The sequence below is a fragment of the Gracilimonas sp. B-17 genome, from assembly GCF_056857935.1.
The window spans coordinates 736,405-757,048 of record NZ_JBSXOA010000011.1 but is presented as its reverse complement, the minus strand read 5'-3'; the positions used below and the strand labels follow the sequence as shown (position 1 = coordinate 757,048).

Sequence of the window (20,644 nt, the reverse complement as noted above, 5' to 3'; positions counted from 1 at the left end):
TAACCGATTATTAGTGTTTTTCAAGCAGTTAAAGCTCAAATGCCCTGCTGCCGTCTTTATCAATGATATGACTGATCAAATTCACCGTTTCGGGTTTAGTTTCAGCTATCGTTACTGCATCGATCAATTGATCACTTGCAACCTCAATAGCTGATGGGTTGTTCGTATAACCCACCATAATTGTTTCACCTTTCTCAATTTTGTCACCGATTTTCTTTTTTAGATCGATTCCTGCCTGTGGATCCACATCATCTTCTTTCTTTCTTCTCCCGGCTCCCATTTGAACTGAAGCCATCCCGATCTCATAGGAATTCATTTCAGACAGGTAACCGGACTTATGAGCTTTGATCTCAAATTCATATTGAGCCTTTGGGTATTTGCCCGGATAAATGATTACTTCGGTATCGCCACCCTGTTCCTCTACAATATCCAGCCATTTCTGAAAAGCTTCACCATTCTGAATCTGTTGTTTACTGATCTCAATACCTTCCTTCACGGATTCAGCCTTATCACCCAAATAGATCATGGTTCCGGCCAAAAGGTGCGTGATCTCCATGATATCATCCGGACCATTTCCATGCATTGAGTCAATACATTCTTCCACTTCCAGCCAGTTACCGATCTTATAACCTAATGGCTGATTCATGTTTGTAACATAGGCTATCGTTTCTTTTTCAAACTGTGTCCCAATTCCGACCAGGGCTTCACCGAGTTTGATGGCATCATCTTTGGTTTTCATGAAAGCTCCGGATCCGGCTTTTACATCCAGCACCAGGGCATCGATTCCCTCAGCCAGCTTCTTACTCATGATACTTCCGGCTATCAGTGGGATAGATTCTACCGTGGCAGTAACATCTCGAAGGGCATACAATCTCTTATCCGCCGGTGCGATCTCAGCGGTCTGCCCTGCAAGTACAAGATTGTGTTTTCCTATGATCTCTTTATAGCGGGATAGGTCCATGTCTACAGTAAATCCGGGAATGGACTCCAGTTTATCAAGCGTGCCTCCGGTATGCCCCAAACCCCGGCCCGAGATCATCGGCACCGGAACCCCGGCTGAAGCCACAATAGGTGCAAGTATCAGTGAAAGTTTATCTCCCACACCTCCGGTTGAGTGTTTATCAACCTTTTTACCTTCAATTTCAGACAGATCCACTATTTCTCCTGAATGCAGCATCGATTTGGTCAGAGCTGCCGACTCTTCATCATTTAATCCATTGAGGAAACAAGCCATCAGAAAAGCGCTGATCTGATAATCGGGTATTTCATCGGCCGTATACCGATCGATGAGATATTTAATTTCTTCGTTCAGGAGGGTTTCTCCATCCCGTTTTTTGCGTATGATCGAAACTATATTATATTTTGATTCCATTATCCAAGTATAGGCTTTCAAACACTTATTTTCTCACTCAAATCAGATTTTTTGATACACGCAGCAGCCGATCAAAATCTTTATAAAATTAAAGAACTGATCCCACCGAATGTACACCTTCATCTGTACGACCCATCTAAAGGAATACCGGACCTTCAAGGACTTGATGCCCTTCTAGTTCGCACAGTTACTCACATAAATGCGGAGACGCTTCCTCACATTCCATCGACCCTGAAGTTTATTGGTACAGCTTCTTCAGGAACTGATCATCTTGACATTGAGTATCTGAAATCCGAAGGCGTTAAAAAACTTTCCAGTGCTAACGGATGCAACGCCCGATCTGTGGCTGAGTATGTTATGACGGCACTGTTGCTTTGGAAAGAAAAAAATAATCCTGAAAAGACATTCGGAAAGGTGGGTGTGGTTGGTGTTGGTAAGGCTGGAAGTGCTGTGATCGACCTGCTCTCTGATTTTGATATTGAATGTGTGGCATATGATCCACCAAGAGAGATCAGGGATTCAGGTTTTTCATCTGCTACTTTGGAAGAAGTCCTCGACTGCGACATTCTAACCTTTCACGTTCCCTTGAACCGAAAAGGTGAGCATCCCACCTACCATTGGCTGGATCGATCAAAACTTAGGGCCCATGATTACCAGTTGGTCATCAATGCATCAAGGGGTGGCGTCGTAGACGAGAAAGCCTTGCTGGAAGCTAAATTACAGGCTAGGGTTGACAGTTTTGTACTGGATGTCTGGGAAGGCGAACCCGACTTTAATACTAAAATAGCGGATCAGGCATTCATTGCTACCCCGCATATTGCCGGTTATTCTGAGCAGGCAAAGATCAATGCCACCAAAATGATCTGTGATGAGCTGGCTGATTTCTTTGACCTGCCCCGATCTGCTCCGGAACTCAGAAATATTTCAAAGACAGAAGATCTGGCACACATTCAATATGATCTCACTAAACTGATCACCCGACTCCACCCCATCATGGGATATGATGCAGCGTTGCGTGACCTAAAAGGTAGGCCAGATAAGGGTATCCTTTTTCAAAATCTGAGAAATGAGTGGCCATATAGATATGAATACTCATTCTTGAAAATTAGGAATGATTTACTGAATGAGTTTAAAGAGCTTAAAAAGCTTGGTATAAAACCAGTACCATAAGTGGCATAGGTTTAGACCAACCAATTCACTTCCCAGATTCTGCTTCCCTCGCAATGCTATCGATCATTGAAGAAAAGACGAATAGATGGATCGGATACAAGGCGTACCAATACAGTAAACCGAATAGTCCTTTTGGTGCAAAATAAGCCGTTTGAACAAGTTTGGTTTTACCGGATCCTTCCTCACTGTTTGCCTGAAATTCCAGCCATGCCCGACCGGGTACTTTCATTTCAGCCCTTAGCCTGAGTAACTCTCCCGGTTTTAGCGCTTCCACCCTCCAGAAATCCAAGGCATCCCCGATGCGTAGTTTTTTGGGATGTCTTCGTCCCCTTCTAAACCCAACCCCGCCCACGAGTCGATCCAGAATACCACGCAATTTCCAGGCCCACTCAAAGGTAAGCCATCCTTTTTCACCGCCAAGGCTCGTAAATACATCAAATATCCTTTTCTGTGAAACATCCAGCTTTCGAATTCTTCTTTCAATGATCAAACCTTCTTTTGCCTCCAGAATAACCGGACGTTCATCACCCTTGCTGCTGATAAGGGCATCATTCCAGGTAGTTTCCACTTCATCGGTATCAAGTCTGGAAAGTGCCAATTCAACCGCTTTTCGATAGGAAATTGGCTGAACTTCCGGAAACAATCTTCCTGCTTTATCATTTTGAACCAGCACATCATTTTTAAGCCCCTCGATCAATGGTCGGGCAAGTGAGGCAGGGACCGGCGTCATCCAGTGGACCCAGTGTGATGAAAGCGCCGGGGAAAGAAACGGAACTGGTATCAGCAGTCTTTTGAGCCCTTTGATCTCCGCATACACCTTCATCATATCTGCATAGGTAATAATACTGCTTCCACCTATTTCAATGATCTGATCTTTTGTTTCCGGTTTTTCTATGGCAAGAACCAAATATTGTAGCACATTTCGAATGGCAATGGGTTGAACTTTACTGTATACCCACTTAGGACTGATCATGATGGGCACCCTTTCTGTCAGGTAACGTATCATTTCAAATGACTTGCTCCCTGAACCTACAACGATTGCTGCCCGAAATTCAGTAACAGCTACTCCTGATCTCCTTAACACTTCTCCGGTTTTTTGCCTGGATGAAAGGTGTTCGGACAGATCATCATCCTGATTGCCTAATCCGCCAAGATAAATGATACGATCTACGCCATTTTGTTTAGCAGCTTCCCCAAAGTTACGGGCAGCCTGCATATCGCGTTCATGGAAGTCAGCATCGCTGTTACCACTCATACTGTGGATCATATAATAAGCCACATCAACGTCTTGCATGACACCGCTTAAAGAATCCGGCTGTAATACATCGCCCTCCACGACTTCCACATCATTGATCCAGTTTCGCCCTTCCAGGCGTTCAGCATCACGGGAAAGAACCCTGACTTCATATCCTTTGGTTAGAAGCTGAGGCACGAGCCTTCCACCTATGTACCCTGTTACTCCCGTTACTAATATCTTTTTGTTGTGCTGCAATCTCTTTTCCCTTCTGTTTAGTAGCAAGTTACGACCTACAACAACAGTAATTACAAAAAAGGTTCGGAATTATGATTGAGAACGTAAACAGTTTGGACTCAACTTGCATTTAATTTTGAAAGGATTGTTTGAGCCATCAGGCTGCAGCCTTCATTAACCGAGTATTTGCTGACCGATCATGCCCAATAAAAATCCAATTACTGCACCTATGGATGGAGTAAAATGTGTTTTAAGAGACGATTTTGGGGCAATATCCTGAAATACTAGATATAAGATCCCCCCGGCCGCAAAACTCATGATAGAGGCCGTGATGTAATGCACTTCAACAAGAAGGTAATATCCTAGAATTGCTGCAACCGGGCCCAATAAGCTAATGATCAATAATATGATCAAAGTTTTCTTAGGCGTTACTTTATCAGAGGTTATTTCTCTGAAGGAATTAAAACCTTCGGGAAAATTTTGGGCAGCAATGAAAACTGCCAACAAAGTTGCGGCCTTCCTATCTTTTGAGAATAGAGCCCCCATGGCAAGGGCTTCCGGAACAAAATCCATGATCATGGCAAGAAATTGCGCCTTACTGCCACCTTTGGAGGAAAGGTATCGGTCGATCAAGCCAAATGTCATTCCTCCACCCAAAAAGGTGATGCAAAGTAATATTGGTGAAAGCGTATTCATTGCCTCAGGAGCCAGTGAAAAGGCAACGGCCGCTACCAATATACCTCCTCCAAAGGCCATCACACCATGAACAAATTCATCTTTGTTCTTCGATTCTATGGTTTGTTCGTAATGAGAAATAACGCCTCCTAGGAAAGCCGTAATTCCAGCTAGCCAGGAAAATAATAGAATAGTAGTAATCTCATTCATTAGAGATCATTTTGTTTATGGAACTTGCCAGCCAAATCAAGGAACCAAAAAAGAGTACGGCCCCAATTGGAAAGGTGATGAACAGATACCAGCCAGACATGAAAATACTATAAAGTACACCGCCAATATCCATACCTGCAACGATGCACGGTTGAATCGATCCCTCATTCAGGCTGCACCCGTTTAGATCAGCGATCAAGTCTACTGACCAGACAAGTATCAACGGACACACAGCAATAACAATGGAGATAATTAGCCCGATCAACGGCTTTTTAAAGAGTAGGTTCATTTAGCAGTGGATTATTTCCCTGAATATACCCTGAACACGGTATGAGCTCAAGCCCAATAAATGAAACGCTTCTAACTGCGGATCAGGTACTGAAATTTCACAAAGAACTCTCTTTGTGTCTGTCTGAATCCCCAATATGATCGGTTGGCAGAATTATCATAAAAATCAGTGTGATAACTTGTCATACCGATATAGAACTTTGTAAATGCATTAGCCTTATAGTATAAAAGCGGGTAGATCTGAACTTCCTCACTAAAGGAGTTATACTCAGTGATGAGGCGGGCAAACAATCGCTTGGTGAAATTATAGCGGGTATTTAACCGGTAGATATCACCGCTGTAATATGTTTGGGATCCTCCTTCCTCTGATAGTTTGGAGTAGTTATAGTTCAGTGTCATTCTGAAACGCGGAGTTGGTTTAACAGTGGCATCTGCAGAGATGTTATATCCAATGCCTACGGTTGGAACCTGTGAACGGTTGATATTTCTTCCATATTCAAAACTTCCTCCAAAAGAAAAGGTATCCATGGTATTGGAGCTGAAACTGATGGTTCCACGATAAATGTTGCGAAACATCTGCCCTCTGAACCGCTCATCATTGAGAGGTAAAAATCTAATGTTTAGATCGTTCTGTCCTACCAGTTTATTATCAAAACGAACAAACATAAACCGCTCCTGAAATTCCCCGTCAAAGTCGTACCGCCAGTTTCCACTTACTCTTAAAGAACCCTGAGACAGATAATTATTATCCGGATAATAAGAGATGCCCTGGCTGAATCCGATCTGACGCCGGTCGACATTATTGATGAATCCGGATTGTGTTTGCAGGGTCGGTGAATACGATTCATAATCAAATGAAAAATTGTAATACTTCGACTCCCGTGAGAATTCAGTGCTTAATAAAGTACCTCCAAATTGTTCACCATTGAATGCTGCATCATATGAAGAACTTCCCAAAGATCGGGTATCTGAAAAAAGCCCCATATTATCCAGTTCACGCGTATTGGAGTATCCGGCTTGACCTCGGAAATAGTAATTTGGTGCAACTGCCAGAGCCCAGTCCAAACCTCCAACATAGTTATGACCTCCTTCATAATTCCGTGTAGTGATCAGAGTTCCTACATGTGATTCCTCCCCCAGATTATACTTTCCCCGGATGATGTTATTATATGCATTCATATTGGTCTGAACCTGAGAGCTCCTTTCTCTACCCGGAACGATGAAAGGAGCTTCCCGGTCGTAGGCAGAAAGGAATGCAATACTAAAACTATTGGTCGCACGGGTAAATTTTGCAGCAGCAAAGGGATTATTGATGGTTCTTGAGTAATACAGGTTTTCCCTTGTACTAAAGAGATCTGCCCCTTTTACAAAAAACGGCCTCTTTTCAGAAAAATAGAGAGCAAAGGTTTCATTTACGCTTATCTGTGAAGCATCCGTTTCTATCTGACTAAAATCCGGATTTACCACTACTTCCAAGGAACTGTTTGTGGTCGGTGAATAGGATATACTTCCCCCCGCCTTGGCATGAATCCTTTCATTATCAAAACCTGAATCCCCATTATTTGGATCAACGAGCGCGCCTCGGTGAGTAGCTGCAGCATAGGGCAGGATCTCAACCGTTTTAGCTTTGTCAATATCCTTAATATTACTCAGTTCACCACTTTGGCAAAGCAGGCATGGGTTGTCCATACTGACGTTGGTCCAGGAGAGCTGGTAGCGGTTCTTCCGTGGGTAATTTCTTATGAATTGAATAGCCCAGTTTTGAATATTTCGGTCCGGAAAATTAAAACTCTTGAAGGGGATCTTCATAACCGCCGAAAAACCTGTTTCAGTGATAGATGCTTCTGAATACCATAGGGCATCAAAACTAAAATCCTCTGAGGTGGCTGTTCTGGTGGCATCCATCTGAATTCCCAATGGGTTCACAACAAATTCGTATGCCTGTTGATTATTGCTATAAGTATCCAGGATCACACCAACATAATCATCCCCAAAAAAACCATCCCGGTCGGTTACATTGGCTCTTATCCTTGAAGGATCAGGATCATCGCTCTCAAACCCAATATACAGGTGATCTTTACTGTAAAGCACCTTAACCCTGGTTTCCACTGGTGCGGGTTCCTGGTCATTAGGCTGCCGCTGATATAATAACAGAGTTGGCTCAGCTCTGTCCCAGGCAGGGTCGTCCATTCGGCCATTGATGGCAAAATCAGCCCCGATCTCAACCGGCTCATAGTTAAAGGATCGCTGAATCTGTGTCCAGCCCGGGTCAGGCACCAGAATACCATATATCATGGATACAAAAAACAATGCAAAACGATAACCGGCCTGATTCATAAACTTATATTTCTTCTCTTAGGATTAGCCCGTGAGATAATATCGGTTTATGAGTGCTACATTTTATAAAATTTATAAAAGAATAGGTTACAATTTAAACCTTTGGATCAATGACAATGCTGATGAGCCTCTGACCACTGCTCTCCGGCAGGACAATTTGGAACTCCGGCACTTTCATTAGACATCGCAGTCCCCCAAAACCAAAGTCCAAGCAAAACGATCACGACCAACCCCGCAACCCCAAGTTTGGACGACAGTTTATTCTTGTCTTTTTCCATACAGCAGTTCTTGTACTTCTTACCACTTCCGCAGTGACATGGATCGTTTCGTTGTAGCTTTTTAGTCATGATCATAGAGAGATTAGATTGACATATAATTCAATGTAGTAAGATTCAGGGAATCTGAAAAATAAATACCTCCTATTTCAGCTCATTTTAAATTCTAATTCAATTCCACAGCTCATTTTATTATTGTAACAAACAGTGAAATAAATATTAATTAAATGGGTACATATGAAAAATTTAAAACTATCTGCCGGGATATTAATTTGTATGCTAGCACTTGTAGCTTGCCAGCCTCAACAACCTGCAGAGTCTCAGCAAACTACTGTGCAGCAGGAACCTGCCACAGGAGGAATGATCATGAACGGGGAACTAAGTGGCAGTGAATTTGCTATAGCCACCGGTGCTGAAATGGATACTTTTATGACCATCGTAGAGAGATTCAATCAAATGGATGCGGAAGGTATATGGGAATTTTCTGCTGATACAGTATCAATGATAATGATCGATGGCTCTACTCAATTACTTACACAAGCCGCCTTTGAAGGCATGTTCGCAGGCCTTGATTCAGTGACATGGGAAATGGATGCTGTAATCCCTCTAAGGGTTGTTGGTACCGACCTGGTCAAGGTCCTGGTCGATTCCCGTGAGATGATGTACATGAAAGATGGATCCGTCTCGCGTGTCAGATTATTTGAGGAATTCACTTTCGATAGCGGCATTCTTACGAACGTACGTCAATGGTCAGCAGAACTGCCAGAGGGAATGTAAGTGAGATAATTTTAAGAACCTGTTATTGAAAGAAAGCCCATTGATCCGGGCTTTCTTTTTTATTTAGATATGGAAAACCAATACTGCACTATCGAGGTGACTGACAACAGCTTCACTCAAACTGGGTGAAAAAAGACCGGTCAATTTTGACTTGTCCATTTTAGCAATGGCGAATATATCAGCATCGGTATTTTCCATAAAATACAGGATCCCCCTTTCCTCATTATATGCATCAACATGATGTTTTTTACAGCTTTTCACCGGATACCCTTCACAGAAGAATGCATGCATATTTTCGATCTCCTCTGTTTCCCTAAAATTATAAGGAGTATTGATATAAAGCAGATCGACATCAGCCTTTAGGTCTGAAGCATAGTTCATCATTTGCTTATAATATGCTCTTTGATCTTCTTCAAAAGTTGTAGCCATTACGATCCGCTTTATGGTATTCTCATCAGGAGCCTTCTTAACCACCAAAACGGGGATTCGGGCCTTTCGTATCACACTTTGAGCGTTTGATCCAATTGAGAAGGGGTTGATCCCCTTTGTACCATGTGACCCCATAATTATGAGATCATATTTATCATTCTCAATATGCTGAGGAATATTTTCAACTCCCAAATTGAATACTAATGATTCAACTGCATGTATATCCTGTTTTGAGAAATCCATAACCATTTCTGATAGCTTTGCCCGGCTCATTCCGATCTCAGCTTTTACTTCCGGGTACAGTTTTTCCTTATCCAATGGCAGTTTAGACCAATCTACCGGGGTGTTTATAATGTGAAGTATATCAACTTCAGCTTTCACCTTTCCTGCAATGAATTTTGTATATGAGGTCGCGTGTTCAGCTACATCAGAAAAGTCGGTTAGCAGCAGTATTCTGTTGATTGTTTTCATAACAAAGGAATTACATTATATGACTCAAGATCTACTTCATTTAGAATATGTAATTCCACTTACTTATTATGTAAGTGATACCCCTATTTTTACAATCATATCATACTGCATATCCCTGATATTTACGCATACCGATCCCCAATAATGAACAAGTCGTTTACCGATTTATCTGTTGTCACTTTTAGCGGTAAATTTACTGATCAGAACCCCAACAAGAAGGATCTGATAAAGCTGTCCTGCAATGCCAAATACTGCAGACACCAGTTTTGCCTGGTGACTAACAGGCGAAATATCACCATATCCTATGGTCGTAAGCGTAATGGAGCTGTAATAAACCAGATCTGTAAACATGGAAGGTTGATCGTTCAGGTTTACATTTGTGAAGGCTTGTGGATCCAGGTGGATCATCAGGTAAGAAACAAACACAAATATTTCGATCAGCAATAGGAAGCCACAAACTGCAGACGTGATAAGATCAATATTGATATATGAGGGTCGGATCATATATCTGAATACCTGAATGAAGAGTACCAGAAAGAAAAGTATATAGGCAATACTCAGCGCATTAATATAACCGGGCAGGTCACCAAAGAAAGTTAAACCGATCGGAAATAAAATGACCGCAAGATAGAGTGGGATTCTCAAACGCTTGAGCCAATGATCAGTGTCAAGAAACAAGCCGGTCGACAAAATAGCTAATATGACCATATTGACAGGCCACAAAATCCGTACATAAAATTCAAAATCATGGACAAAGATACCCACAAACAAATGTTGCATCAGGCCCAGGAATAAGAGTTCATATTTCTTTTCCTGCAAGAAAATGGTCATGACCTTCAATATGTTATGGCTGCTATTCCCCATATCTCAACGAAATACTATCCAAATGATAGAAAGCCAAATTTGCTTTCTACCGTTGTCGTAAGGTAAACCAGCTCAAAGATGATGGCCCAGTTCTTCACAAAGTTCATGAATTCCATCATCTTATCCTCACGGTCTTCCTCTTTCCAGAATGAATGAATGGAAAATGCTGCAATGGCCATGAATATGCACAAACCGATCATTCCTTCAATGATAAAATAACCGGTTATCATGCTAAGTCCTCCAAATATGAGCAATAAACCACTCAGGAATACCATGACCCTTGGTTCAATAAGCCCTCTCTTTTCTGCATACTCACGTATCATATGAGAGTTGTAAAAGTGATTGATCCCGTTGATGAGAAAGAACACTCCTAAGAGAATAATTAATATTGTTTTGATCATGTGATGAGTTTTTTAAATAGCAATATGGCAAGGTATCCTGAACCTTTGAATCTCGATCAGGAATATGGCGGTAGTTAACGATTTTACCAAATTATTCACAAGTACCTGAACCTTACCTTTCTAATTAAAGATATGAGCAGATTCAAACAGTCAGTTTGCTACGAAATCCCCTGGCAGCATAATAGGATTCAGCCCCGTTATGATAAATGAAAGTGCGGCCAAAGCGATGATCACCAAAAATTGCTCCACCAAGTTCTCTTACATCAGAAGGAGTTTTGAGCCAGCTCGAAGTTGAGGTATCAAAAGGGCCAAAATACTGAAGGAACTCATACTCTTCTTCTGTCAACAGCTCGACTCCCATTGCTTTGGCCATATCCATGGCCGTGTTTTCGGGTTTATACTTTTTTCTGGATTCCAAAGCTTCCCGGTCGTAGCATACACTTCTTCGGCCTTTGGGACTTTCAGCTGAGCAATCAAAAAAGATGATATCACCGGTTTCTTCATCCTTGCCAACCACGTCCGGTTCACCACCCGAAAGTTCCATCTCATTCAGGGACCAAAGTTTGCCCGGATGTTCTTTTAACCTTTTAACCACTTCCTCCCAATCTAAATCTTTATGGCGACCCATATTTTCCATAAACCGTGTTCTGATCGCACTGATTATAACGTCATTTTGTTCTTGTGACAGCTGTTTTTTGCTCCTGCTCATGATAATATGCTTTTTGGGTTATTTAATAGCTAAGGAAGATGATCTTAACCTCATGTTAGGCAGTGTGTTCAAGTTTTAATAAAGTTTAAATTTAGCTTATCTACAAGATTTTCCCCAGGTAGCTTAAAGTATGATGATTCCTTACAGGTAATTGTTTTTTTTACTCCAGCAATGAGCTTTAAGATCTAAATACATCTGGACGGGCGTAGTGACCTACAACATCAAACATGCGCTTTGCAGCAATGATCTGTGAAAGATCAATTTCTGCATAAATAATGCCTTCTTCTGCTTCCAATGGTCCCGCTAAGATCTTGCCATCAGGTCCAATAATGGCACTGTTGCCCACATTTATCCATTCCCTGCCTTCCGGATAGAGTTTCTTGAATTCGTAGGTATCCGGAATATCATTCATTCTAAGTGCCATACAGCTACTAATGACAAACATCCCGCCTTCCCGGGCAATGTACTGCATAGATTGCAGCCAATTCGGACTTTTATCCCAGGTTGGTGAAACCAGGATTTGAGTACCTGCTTCATAGATCTTATTTCTTGCCAACGGCATAAAGTTTTCCCAGCAGATCAAACCTGCAATTATACCTGCTGAAGTGGCATATGATCTCAGTGTTGTTCCATCTCCATGTCCCCATATAAGTCGTTCTCCACCTGTTGGGATCAGCTTGCGATGTTTTCCCATAACTATGCCCTCATCACTGATAAACAAGAGGCAATTGTATAAACTGGCATTGCTTTTTTCAGTGTTTCGCTCATGCATACCCATTACAACGTTTATTCCTGCTGATCTTGCAGCTTTACAGAGTTCCTCAGTTGCATTATCCGGAATGGAAACCGCATTTTCGACAAGTTGTATATACAGATCACTTAATGCCTGTCCATTACTATTTTGAACCAACCATACCCAATCCGGATATCCTGGAATAAACACTTCCGGAAATACGATCAACTTACAACCATGTTCACCAGCATCAATGATCGCCTTGCAAGCCTTTTCAACTGTTTCCTCCTTGTTTAGAAATACCGGGGTAAGCTGTGCAGCTGCTACTTTTATGATATTTTTCATTTTAACACCTGCCCTCCGGCAATAAAGCTAAACTCCTTTTAGTTTGGTTTATCTAAACAACAGGAGTCGGCATCGTTTAGCATTAAAGGCAATATGGATAATCCGGGGTCAATAACAAAGTTATCACCAGGCTAGCACCAGCGTCTTTAATGTCGGATGTGCGATAAATCGGCGCATTTAGGTCAATTATCTGAACTCAAGAACCACATTATGAGGTAAATATTAACTTTTATAAGAAAGGCTACCTGAATGATCTCAGGCAGCCTTTCTTTTTTAAAATAACACTACTGAAACAGTTACTATTCATTCACCTGCTTCATAAGCTCTTCAATGGCTCTTTCAAGCTGTTGATCCCTGCCTGCTGAGATCACCTCAGGCTGATTTTTCACCTTGATATCCGGTTCGGTTTGGTTGTTTTCCATCCATTCACCGGCTTTGTTCTTGGCACTCACCGGTACCACTCCCCAGTAACTGCCATTGGGAAGCCCCTCCCATCCGGCAAAACTACAAGTACCCGGAACCGGCATACCCACTGAAAGTCCGAGCTCCATATCCTTATAACCCTGTGCATAACAGTGTCCATCAGAATAATTGGACTCATTGAATAGGGTCAGGGTTGGCTTGGTCCACCTGGAGGTCGGCTCTCCTCCCACTGCCTTTCTTGCGGTGGCATAGGTAATGAAATCTTCACCGGAAAAGAACATGACCAGATCGGCTACCAGGTCACCGCCACCATTGAAGCGGGTATCAACGATCATTGCTTCAGTATCATAATACTTACCCAGCATATCTTTGTAGATATCACGGTACGGTCCGTCACTCATTCCCGGAATATGAACATATCCAAGTTTTCCATTTGATCTATTTTTGACTTCTTCAGCATTGATCTTCACAAAGCGTTCGTATAGCAATCCACGTTCCTCACCTAAACTTATAGGCTTTATCCGTACCTGACGAGCATTCTTACCCTCCTCATCGGTGATCTCCAACAAGGTATATCTACCTGCTTTACGATTGAGATAAGATGCTACATCACGGTCCTGTGTGATCAGCTCACCGTCAATACTTTGAATGATCTCTCCGGGTTTAACCTCGAGGTCAGCTTTATCCAGTGGACCACCCTTCAGCACTTCCATTATCCTGATCCCACTACCTTCGTGGTCATAATCCATGAATATTCCCAGTGAAGCTGTAGCATCAGCATTTTCAATACTGCTGCTGTAACCTGCACCGGCATGAGATACATTCAGCTCGCCCAACAACTCTGAAACCATTTCAGCAAACTCGTAGGAATTACCTATGTATGGTACATATTTTTGGTACTCTTCATAAAGCATGTCCCAGTCATTGCCATGGAAAGTGGGTTCATAAAATATATTTTTAGTACGTATATAGATGTGATCCAGCATGGTCTGTCGTTCTTCTGTGGCATCAAAATCCATTTCACCGGCAATTTCGATCCCTTTAGAACTGCCTTCCGATAGGTCCAGCTTGGAGATACGGCCACGACTCAACAGATACAGGTTTTCCATATCCTTATCCCAGTTAAGGCTGCCCCCACCGGTATTCAGTTTAATAGCCATCTTGGTTTCACGGGTTCTCAGGTCCGTCTCCCATAAATTGTAATTATCTTCAAAACGGGCCAGGTAATAAAGTTTGTCCCCTTCTTTGGATAATGTGGCATCAGACATATTACTGGAATGAATGGTCAGCTTTTTGGTCCAATCCTTCATTCTGTCAAAATCAATGCTGAGGTCTTCTACTTCTTCACTGTCTTTTTCTTCATCTTCTTTGTCCTCATCCTCTTCAGTATCTGCCTTATTGACCTTCTCTATCTCCTGCATGAGCTTGAAGTCTTCTTCACTCATATTGAATTTATCCCAGGCCTCCTGCTCAAAGAACATGGTAAATACATCACTCTGAAAACTGCCACTGGTAGCATAGCTTTTGAGGCCATCCTCATTGCTGAACCAGATCATTTGCTTACCTTCGTTCATCCATTTGGGTGAATAATCATAATATCCGCTCTGGGTCAGGTCATAGCGTTTCTCACCATCAGCTGAAAGAAGTAACACTTCGCTGTTATTCAGCAACTTACCCCACTCAACTAATAACCACTTGCTATCCGGACTCCAGCGATAGTATTTATCTCCATCTCTCATATGGAACAGCTCTTCAGGTGTCATCAGGTCGGTCGTTTCTCCTGATCCCAGGTCTTTCACCCTGATCGTTCTTCTGCCTGCTACGTACGCAATTTGGTTGCCATCAGGCGAAAATCTAGGCAGATAATTACCCTCTTCAGTTTCAATCAGGGCAGTTTCTTTCAACAAACTGGAAGCAAAGAAGAAGGGTTCTTCTTCATCTCTTACGATCTCGGTCTGGTAAATACTCCACTTTCCGTTACGCTCAGAAGCATATACCACTTTTTCACCGTCCGGTGCAAAAGTTATATGAGCTTCTGTTTCCGGAGTGTCGGTAATTCGTTTGGTCATGGCACCGTCTACAGAGGTTACAAACACCTCTCCGCGGGCTATAAAGGCAATTTCCTTTCCATCAGGTGAGATCGCCATTTCTTCCACACCCCCGTTAATGGTAATAAATTTATCCTCATTGGCTTTCGCCTGGGTTCGAACCGTAACCTGAACTTTAACCGGATCGGTCCCTTCCTTCATGGTATAAAGCTCACCATCGTACCCGAAAGCAAGGGTTCCATTACCCATGCTTAAAAACCGAACCGGATGTATATCAAAATCGGTTAGTTGTTCTGCTGCACCATTATTCGTCAGGCTTTTCTTAAAGACATTGAAATTACCGGCACGTTCACTCAGGAAATACATAGCCTGTTCATCTTCTGTAAAAATTGGCTGACGATCTTCTCCCTCGAACGAGGTGATCATGGTGTGCTCACCGGTTTCAGTATCATAGGTCCATATATCACGTGTTATTGAGGATGTGTGATGTTTTCTCCATTCATTTTCTCCCCCCTTTTTATCGTGATAGAGCATGGTCGTTCCGTCTGAACTCAGTTGAACGTACTCAGCCGGCACGGTAAACACCTGATCAACCTGACCACCGGATACCGGTACACTATATAATTCAGGTTGAGAACCGGTTGGATACTGACGGTGACTGGCAAGATCCTGTCGTACTGCTCCAAACAAAACGGCCGTATCACCCTGGCCAAAGGTATAGGGACTTTCGTCATTTGAATGATAGGTCAGACGTGTAGCCTCGCCCCCCATGGCATCCATTACATAAATATCAAAATTGCCGTATCTATCGGAGGCAAAGGCTAGTTTTGACCCGTCCTTACTCCACACCGGCATATAATCGTGTGCCTCGTGAAATGTAAGCTGGGTCGCATTTCCACCGGAAGCAGGAACCGAATAAAGGTCTCCCTTGTAAGTAAATGCGATCGTGGTTCCATCGGGTGATATACTTGGGTAACGTAACCACTTTGGGTTTTCCTGGGCAAAAACTGCCGTACTAAAAAGAGCTATTAAGAATACAATCAGTGATCTTTTCATGGTATAATGTGTTGTTATGGTGGTAAAAAATCCAATATTTGGCCTAATGTACATTTTTTCACTGTAAAGGATTGTTTAATCTGAGAAAATTGATCGCTTCTTTCATTACTTGAAACAGATCATGGCTGTTACTCCCATCAGGATATGGATCCTGCCAATGACTTTGAAGGGTGCCTAAATAAGAGATAGATACACGTGGAAGATCGCACACACCAGATGCACCCTTTTGAAATTTGAGCATGATCGATCTGGAATCATTTATGTCTGGTCTGGCAGCCACTCGAAATCAGGTGTTCGTGGGAACCGGTTCATTACCCCGGGTAACTCCGGGATGGTGCCCAATTTTCGACTTTCCAGATTCAGCCAGGCTCCATCAACAATGATCTGTGCTGCCTTGATGCCATTCTCATCACCTTTGAAAATTTCATGCAAGAAGCTCCATCGGGAGCCGTCTCGCCGCATTTTTGATAAAGCACAAGTGACCGTTATCATCTCCATTAAATGTATCTCTCTCTGGAAGGTCGTCTCCTCCCTGAACAGTATCGGCCCATACCCCAAAAGGCCGATCTCAGATATGGGAAGGTCAAATTCAGAGAACATGCCAACCCGTGTCTGGGCAGCATGATCGTTGTATACTGAATGACGCATATGGTTATTGGGATCCATGTTTGCCCATATCACCTCAAAGACTTTGCTGTATGTTTGCATCTCGGAAATTTAAGTTGAACGGCTAAAAGCATACCGGGAATCTGAATATATATAATGACAGATCGTAATCATATTATGGGTGGTTCATGAACTAAGACACTCAGTCATTAGAGGTACAAGACTGCCAACATTCAACATCGTTAGGTTATTTATGTGCAAATAACTGTTCAAGTGAATTATATACCCTTCTATTTTGGATGATATCGGTGATATCACACGTCATGCTTGTATCACTGATCATGATCTGCCACGGTGTTTAGGAGACTTTTTGATATGTCCATTATTGATACCTTCTGCCTCATCAATGTTTAATAATGGGTTATTTGTCAAGCTTTCCTCATTCTTACCCACCATATCAACCGTATCCAATTCTGACTTCGTCGTTTTTTTATCAGCTATCAACTCCAGATCAGAGACCATTTTTTGTAATTTTTCAAACCCCTTATCAAGATGTCTACGGAGTGCCCATCTTCCGGCCAGAAATGTAAATCCTGTTGCCAGTAAAGTAAATATCATTCCAGGAACTGCACCAATAGCTAAAAACTCGGATGCAAAGAATATGGAGGCAATAGCAACGAGTGGCACGGGTATATAAAACGGAATCGCAGTCAATGGCCCATTCCAATTCACACTGAGCCTGGTTTTCCCCTTATCTTTGAAAGCAGTGACTTGTGCCGAATTAGTGGTTCCCCATGGTGAGCTCCACTCAAAAACGGAACCCCGTGTCGACACTGTTCCTTTCGACTGAAAAAAGCCACGGATGGAGAATAACATCTCTTGCCATTGAGAAACTGATATTTCACCATCAATCAAAACCTGACTGTTGTATGAAAATGGTCCTCCCCAGAAACCTGTTTCACTCCTATTGGAGTTCATTTCAATTTCTGTGACCGCTTTCTCAATTTGTTTTGGATCAATTCCCACTTCCGACCCGATTTGTCGTAATTCATCAAGAGATAACCCCAATTGTGGTTCCTGCCCATCTCTTAAAGAATTTTCAGTAGCTTTTTTGAGGATCGCGCTAATTTCTTTTCTATCATACAGTTTCATAAATCACATCCAGCTATGTTTTGACGAGAATACGGATAAATAAACTTCCGGTTACGTTTATTCTCCAAATACATATATAGCTAATTATTATTAGAACCGTATCCTCTTTTATTTGGGATCAAATTTTCAGTTATTAGCAATTTGTCTTAATAACCAGCACCGCATTTTCCCTTGAATTCGCTTTTTGAAACCACCCACATATTTGCTGCATACGATACGGAGCATTATCTCCTGCTTACTGCTTTTTTGTTCGGCAGCTATCTGTTTTTTCGTTTATTGAGATCAAGACCTAAATCAATTCAGCAACGTACGCTACTTGGACTTGCTATCCTGTTATCAGCAACACAGCTATTAAAGGTCCCTTTGAATCTCTATCTCGGAACCTTTGACCCGCAAAATGATATCCCTCTTCATTTGTGCAATTTTCTCCCTTTTATACTCATATGGGTATATGCCACCGGCAGCCGAAAAGTGTGGGGAACCGTGTTCTTTTGGATCGTACTGGGTGTATCACAGGCGAACCTAACCCCATCCGTAGAATTTTCTTTATTTCATTATGATGCCATCCGATACTGGATGGTGCATATGGGGCTTGTGTTATTGGCTTTATATCCGGCTGTGATCTGGAAATGGGACCTCAAGCGCAATGATCTGTTTCGCACAGTGGGTTGGTTGAACGTGGCAGCCGCCATCATCTATGGACTCAACCTGATCCTGAACAGCAACTATATGTACCTGATGGCCAAACCGCCGGGCACCACCTTCTTCAGCATCCTCCCGGCATGGCCAACTTATATTTTGGTCCTGGAAGTAATTCTTGTGGTGTGGTCAGTGATGGTGTACGGACTTTTCAAATGGATCCGATCCAGGTTAACCGATACGCAGAACTTAGTCGCTGAAAGAAGCCGGAATTAGCGGTTTATTCAGTGACTGTGAAGTCAAGATCCTGCTCTTCAAAACCACTGAACAAAAGACTGCTACTTTATGACCTCTGCCATTCCTGTAGATGTCATTTAATTCTATGACAATGTTGGTTAAGATGAAGGCCCTGAAGGGGTCGTGCAGGAAAATGTTTAATATTTTGTCCTCGATTTACCTAACATCTACAAATCCATTAGGCTACGGATACACATAGCTGGCTTCAAAACTCAAAGGAATACCGATCCACCAATACACAAGTAGGAAAATGGTCCATGAGATGCCAAAGATGATGGAATACGGAAGCATCATCGATATGAGTGTTCCAATACCGGTATCCTTCACATAGCGCTGACAGAATACGACCACCAGCGGGAAATACGGCAGCAGTGGGGTGATGATATTGGATACGGAATCTCCCACGCGATAGGCCGCCTGAGTCAGGTCAGGTGAGATCCCCAGTTGCATCAGCATGGGGACAAAAATAGGAGCAATAAGAGCCCACTTGGCAGAGGCAGATCCCACCAGCAAGTTCACAAAGGCACTCAAAATAATGATCCCTACAATGGTTATCTGTCCGGGTAAAGCCAGGGATTGCAGGAACTGTGCCCCTTCTAAAGCCACCAATAGTCCAATATTAGACTCAGAGAAAGCATCAATAAAAAGGGCACAGAAAAAGGCCATCACAATATAGTAACCCATGCTTTGCATCGATTTGGACATGTTGTCGATCATATCCTTGGAACTGGAATATTTACCGGAGGCAATACCATAAACTACCCCGGGAATAAGCAGAAAAATAAAGATCAGGGGAACAATGGCCTGCATCAGAGGGGCATTGAACGACGTCAGTGACATGACCTCAGGATCAACCATATCGGGACCACGAAGGGCTGAATCAGCCGGAATGGCCCACAAGATCAAACCTATGATACCCAGGATCATGGCAAAAAATCCCATCCAAAAAGCACGACTTTCCCTACCCGAAACCTCCTCCATTTGAGGCATTTCTTCTTCGTCCCCGTCCACTTTGGTTTTCGATAAGCGAGGCTCCACGATCTTATCCGTCACAAACCACCCGACCAGAACGATCAAAATTGAAGAAATACCGGTGAAATAAATGTTGTTAAGCGGATTCAGAACAATATCAGGATCCAGGATCCTCGCTGCTTCCAGGGTAAAGCTCATGATCAGGGGATCAATGGCCGATGGAATAAAGTTGGCAGAAAATCCTCCCGACACCCCCGCAAAGGCCGCCGCAATACCCGCCAACGGGTGCCGGCCTGCTGCATAAAAGATCACCCCACCCAACGGTATAACCAGAATATACCCGGCATCGGCCGCGGTGTGACTCACGATCGAGATAAGGATCAACATGGGTGTGAGAAGCATTTTAGGAGTGACATTCAACAGCTTTTTCAATCCGGCATCGATCCATCCCGAATTTTCAGCAACCCCTACCCCCAGCATGGCTACCAATACAATACCCAGAGGAGCAAAGGATGTAAAGGTGGTGACCATCGTAGCAAGAAAATTAGCCAGGGCCGAACCGGTTAAAAGGTTTTTAACCTTAAGTTCTTCCCCTGTCAGTGGGTGAACCTCTCCAAAATCGATAGGTGAAAGCACCGCTGATAACACCCAGACAAATAGCATCAAATAAAGAAAAAGTATGGCCGGATCGGGAAGTTTATTCCCACTTTTCTCTATTGCATTTAGGAACCGGTTGAACAATGAGGGTTTGGAAGGATCAGCTTTGGTGTTCATTTGAGACTTTCATTATTTAAAATTTTGCTAAAAATAAGCCCTTTCAAAGAATTGGCAAGAGAAATTTATTCGCAGCGCTAATTAACATTCAGATATCTTTTTGTCCTTAACCGAGACCGGAAATGATCAAAATCGCAGTTTGATCTATCG

Annotated in this window: 18 protein-coding genes; 3 read left to right on the top strand and 15 right to left on the bottom strand. The window is 42.7% G+C overall.

All coding sequences use genetic code 11. The annotated features are described in order from the left end of the window. Positions 1 to 28 precede the first annotated feature (28 nt). Positions 29 to 1,372, bottom strand: coding sequence for a thymidine phosphorylase (locus AC13FX_RS08275; RefSeq protein WP_482880078.1), 1,344 nt, complete (start codon positions 1,370 to 1,372; stop codon positions 29 to 31). A gap of 51 nt (positions 1,373 to 1,423) precedes the next feature. Between AC13FX_RS08275 and AC13FX_RS08270 the strand changes: the two genes are divergently transcribed. Further along, complete coding sequence (locus tag AC13FX_RS08270; RefSeq protein WP_482880077.1) at positions 1,424 to 2,542, top strand: 4-phosphoerythronate dehydrogenase; 1,119 nt, start codon at positions 1,424 to 1,426, stop codon at positions 2,540 to 2,542. Positions 2,543 to 2,567: 25 nt separating this feature from the next. Here the strand turns inward: AC13FX_RS08270 and AC13FX_RS08265 are convergent, their stop codons facing one another. The 5 genes from AC13FX_RS08265 to AC13FX_RS08245 form a co-directional block, all read right to left on the bottom strand. Then, complete coding sequence (locus AC13FX_RS08265; protein WP_482880076.1) at positions 2,568 to 4,034, bottom strand: SDR family oxidoreductase; 1,467 nt, start codon at positions 4,032 to 4,034, stop codon at positions 2,568 to 2,570. Between the two features lie 153 nt (positions 4,035 to 4,187). After that, a complete protein-coding gene (locus tag AC13FX_RS08260) occupies positions 4,188 to 4,898 on the bottom strand; it encodes a ZIP family metal transporter (RefSeq protein WP_482880075.1) in 711 nt (236 codons plus the stop codon). Continuing rightward, positions 4,891 to 5,187, bottom strand: a complete 297-nt coding sequence (locus AC13FX_RS08255) for a hypothetical protein (protein ID WP_482880074.1) — start codon at positions 5,185 to 5,187, stop codon at positions 4,891 to 4,893. Before AC13FX_RS08255 ends, AC13FX_RS08260 begins: the two co-directional genes overlap by 8 nt. 71 nt (positions 5,188 to 5,258) lie before the next feature. Next, positions 5,259 to 7,523 carry a sugar-binding protein gene (locus AC13FX_RS08250; RefSeq protein ID WP_482880073.1) on the bottom strand — a complete coding sequence of 755 codons (2,265 nt, stop codon included), beginning with the start codon at positions 7,521 to 7,523 and terminating at the stop codon, positions 5,259 to 5,261. 107 nt (positions 7,524 to 7,630) lie between these two features. Further along, positions 7,631 to 7,870 carry an SEC-C metal-binding domain-containing protein gene (locus tag AC13FX_RS08245; protein ID WP_482880072.1) on the bottom strand — a complete coding sequence of 80 codons (240 nt, stop codon included), beginning with the start codon at positions 7,868 to 7,870 and terminating at the stop codon, positions 7,631 to 7,633. Between the two features lie 165 nt (positions 7,871 to 8,035). Between AC13FX_RS08245 and AC13FX_RS08240 the strand changes: the two genes are divergently transcribed. Further along, the gene (locus AC13FX_RS08240; protein WP_482880071.1) at positions 8,036 to 8,575 is read left to right on the top strand and encodes a hypothetical protein; all 540 of its coding nucleotides are present in this window, start codon (positions 8,036 to 8,038) and stop codon (positions 8,573 to 8,575) included. 63 nt (positions 8,576 to 8,638) lie between these two features. On the opposite strand, the gene AC13FX_RS08235 is transcribed toward AC13FX_RS08240, so the two are convergent. The 8 genes from AC13FX_RS08235 to AC13FX_RS08200 form a co-directional block, all read right to left on the bottom strand. After that, positions 8,639 to 9,475 (bottom strand): universal stress protein, encoded by an 837-nt coding sequence (locus tag AC13FX_RS08235; RefSeq protein WP_482880070.1) that lies wholly within the window; start codon positions 9,473 to 9,475, stop codon positions 8,639 to 8,641. Positions 9,476 to 9,640: 165 nt separating this feature from the next. Beyond that, complete coding sequence (locus tag AC13FX_RS08230; RefSeq protein ID WP_482880069.1) at positions 9,641 to 10,306, bottom strand: potassium channel family protein; 666 nt, start codon at positions 10,304 to 10,306, stop codon at positions 9,641 to 9,643. A 47-nt stretch (positions 10,307 to 10,353) separates the two neighbouring features. Further along, positions 10,354 to 10,740 carry a DoxX family protein gene (locus AC13FX_RS08225; RefSeq protein WP_482880068.1) on the bottom strand — a complete coding sequence of 129 codons (387 nt, stop codon included), beginning with the start codon at positions 10,738 to 10,740 and terminating at the stop codon, positions 10,354 to 10,356. 142 nt (positions 10,741 to 10,882) lie between these two features. Next, the gene (locus AC13FX_RS08220; RefSeq protein ID WP_482880067.1) at positions 10,883 to 11,449 is read right to left on the bottom strand and encodes a DUF4256 domain-containing protein; all 567 of its coding nucleotides are present in this window, start codon (positions 11,447 to 11,449) and stop codon (positions 10,883 to 10,885) included. Positions 11,450 to 11,627: 178 nt separating this feature from the next. Next, the gene (locus AC13FX_RS08215; protein ID WP_482880066.1) at positions 11,628 to 12,527 is read right to left on the bottom strand and encodes a carbon-nitrogen hydrolase family protein; all 900 of its coding nucleotides are present in this window, start codon (positions 12,525 to 12,527) and stop codon (positions 11,628 to 11,630) included. Positions 12,528 to 12,826: 299 nt separating this feature from the next. Continuing rightward, complete coding sequence (locus AC13FX_RS08210) at positions 12,827 to 16,054, bottom strand: S41 family peptidase (RefSeq protein WP_482880065.1); 3,228 nt, start codon at positions 16,052 to 16,054, stop codon at positions 12,827 to 12,829. Between the two features lie 258 nt (positions 16,055 to 16,312). Further along, positions 16,313 to 16,762 carry an acyl-CoA thioesterase gene (locus AC13FX_RS08205; RefSeq protein ID WP_482880064.1) on the bottom strand — a complete coding sequence of 150 codons (450 nt, stop codon included), beginning with the start codon at positions 16,760 to 16,762 and terminating at the stop codon, positions 16,313 to 16,315. A 237-nt stretch (positions 16,763 to 16,999) separates the two neighbouring features. Beyond that, entirely contained in the window at positions 17,000 to 17,812 is an 813-nt protein-coding gene (locus tag AC13FX_RS08200; RefSeq protein WP_482880063.1) for a hypothetical protein, read from the bottom strand. 171 nt (positions 17,813 to 17,983) lie between these two features. Between AC13FX_RS08200 and AC13FX_RS08195 the strand changes: the two genes are divergently transcribed. Continuing rightward, complete coding sequence (locus AC13FX_RS08195; protein ID WP_482880062.1) at positions 17,984 to 18,727, top strand: TMEM164-related integral membrane acyltransferase; 744 nt, start codon at positions 17,984 to 17,986, stop codon at positions 18,725 to 18,727. A gap of 204 nt (positions 18,728 to 18,931) precedes the next feature. Here the strand turns inward: AC13FX_RS08195 and AC13FX_RS08190 are convergent, their stop codons facing one another. Beyond that, positions 18,932 to 20,494, bottom strand: coding sequence for an AbgT family transporter (locus AC13FX_RS08190; protein ID WP_482880061.1), 1,563 nt, complete (start codon positions 20,492 to 20,494; stop codon positions 18,932 to 18,934). Between the last annotated feature and the right edge of the window lie 150 nt (positions 20,495 to 20,644).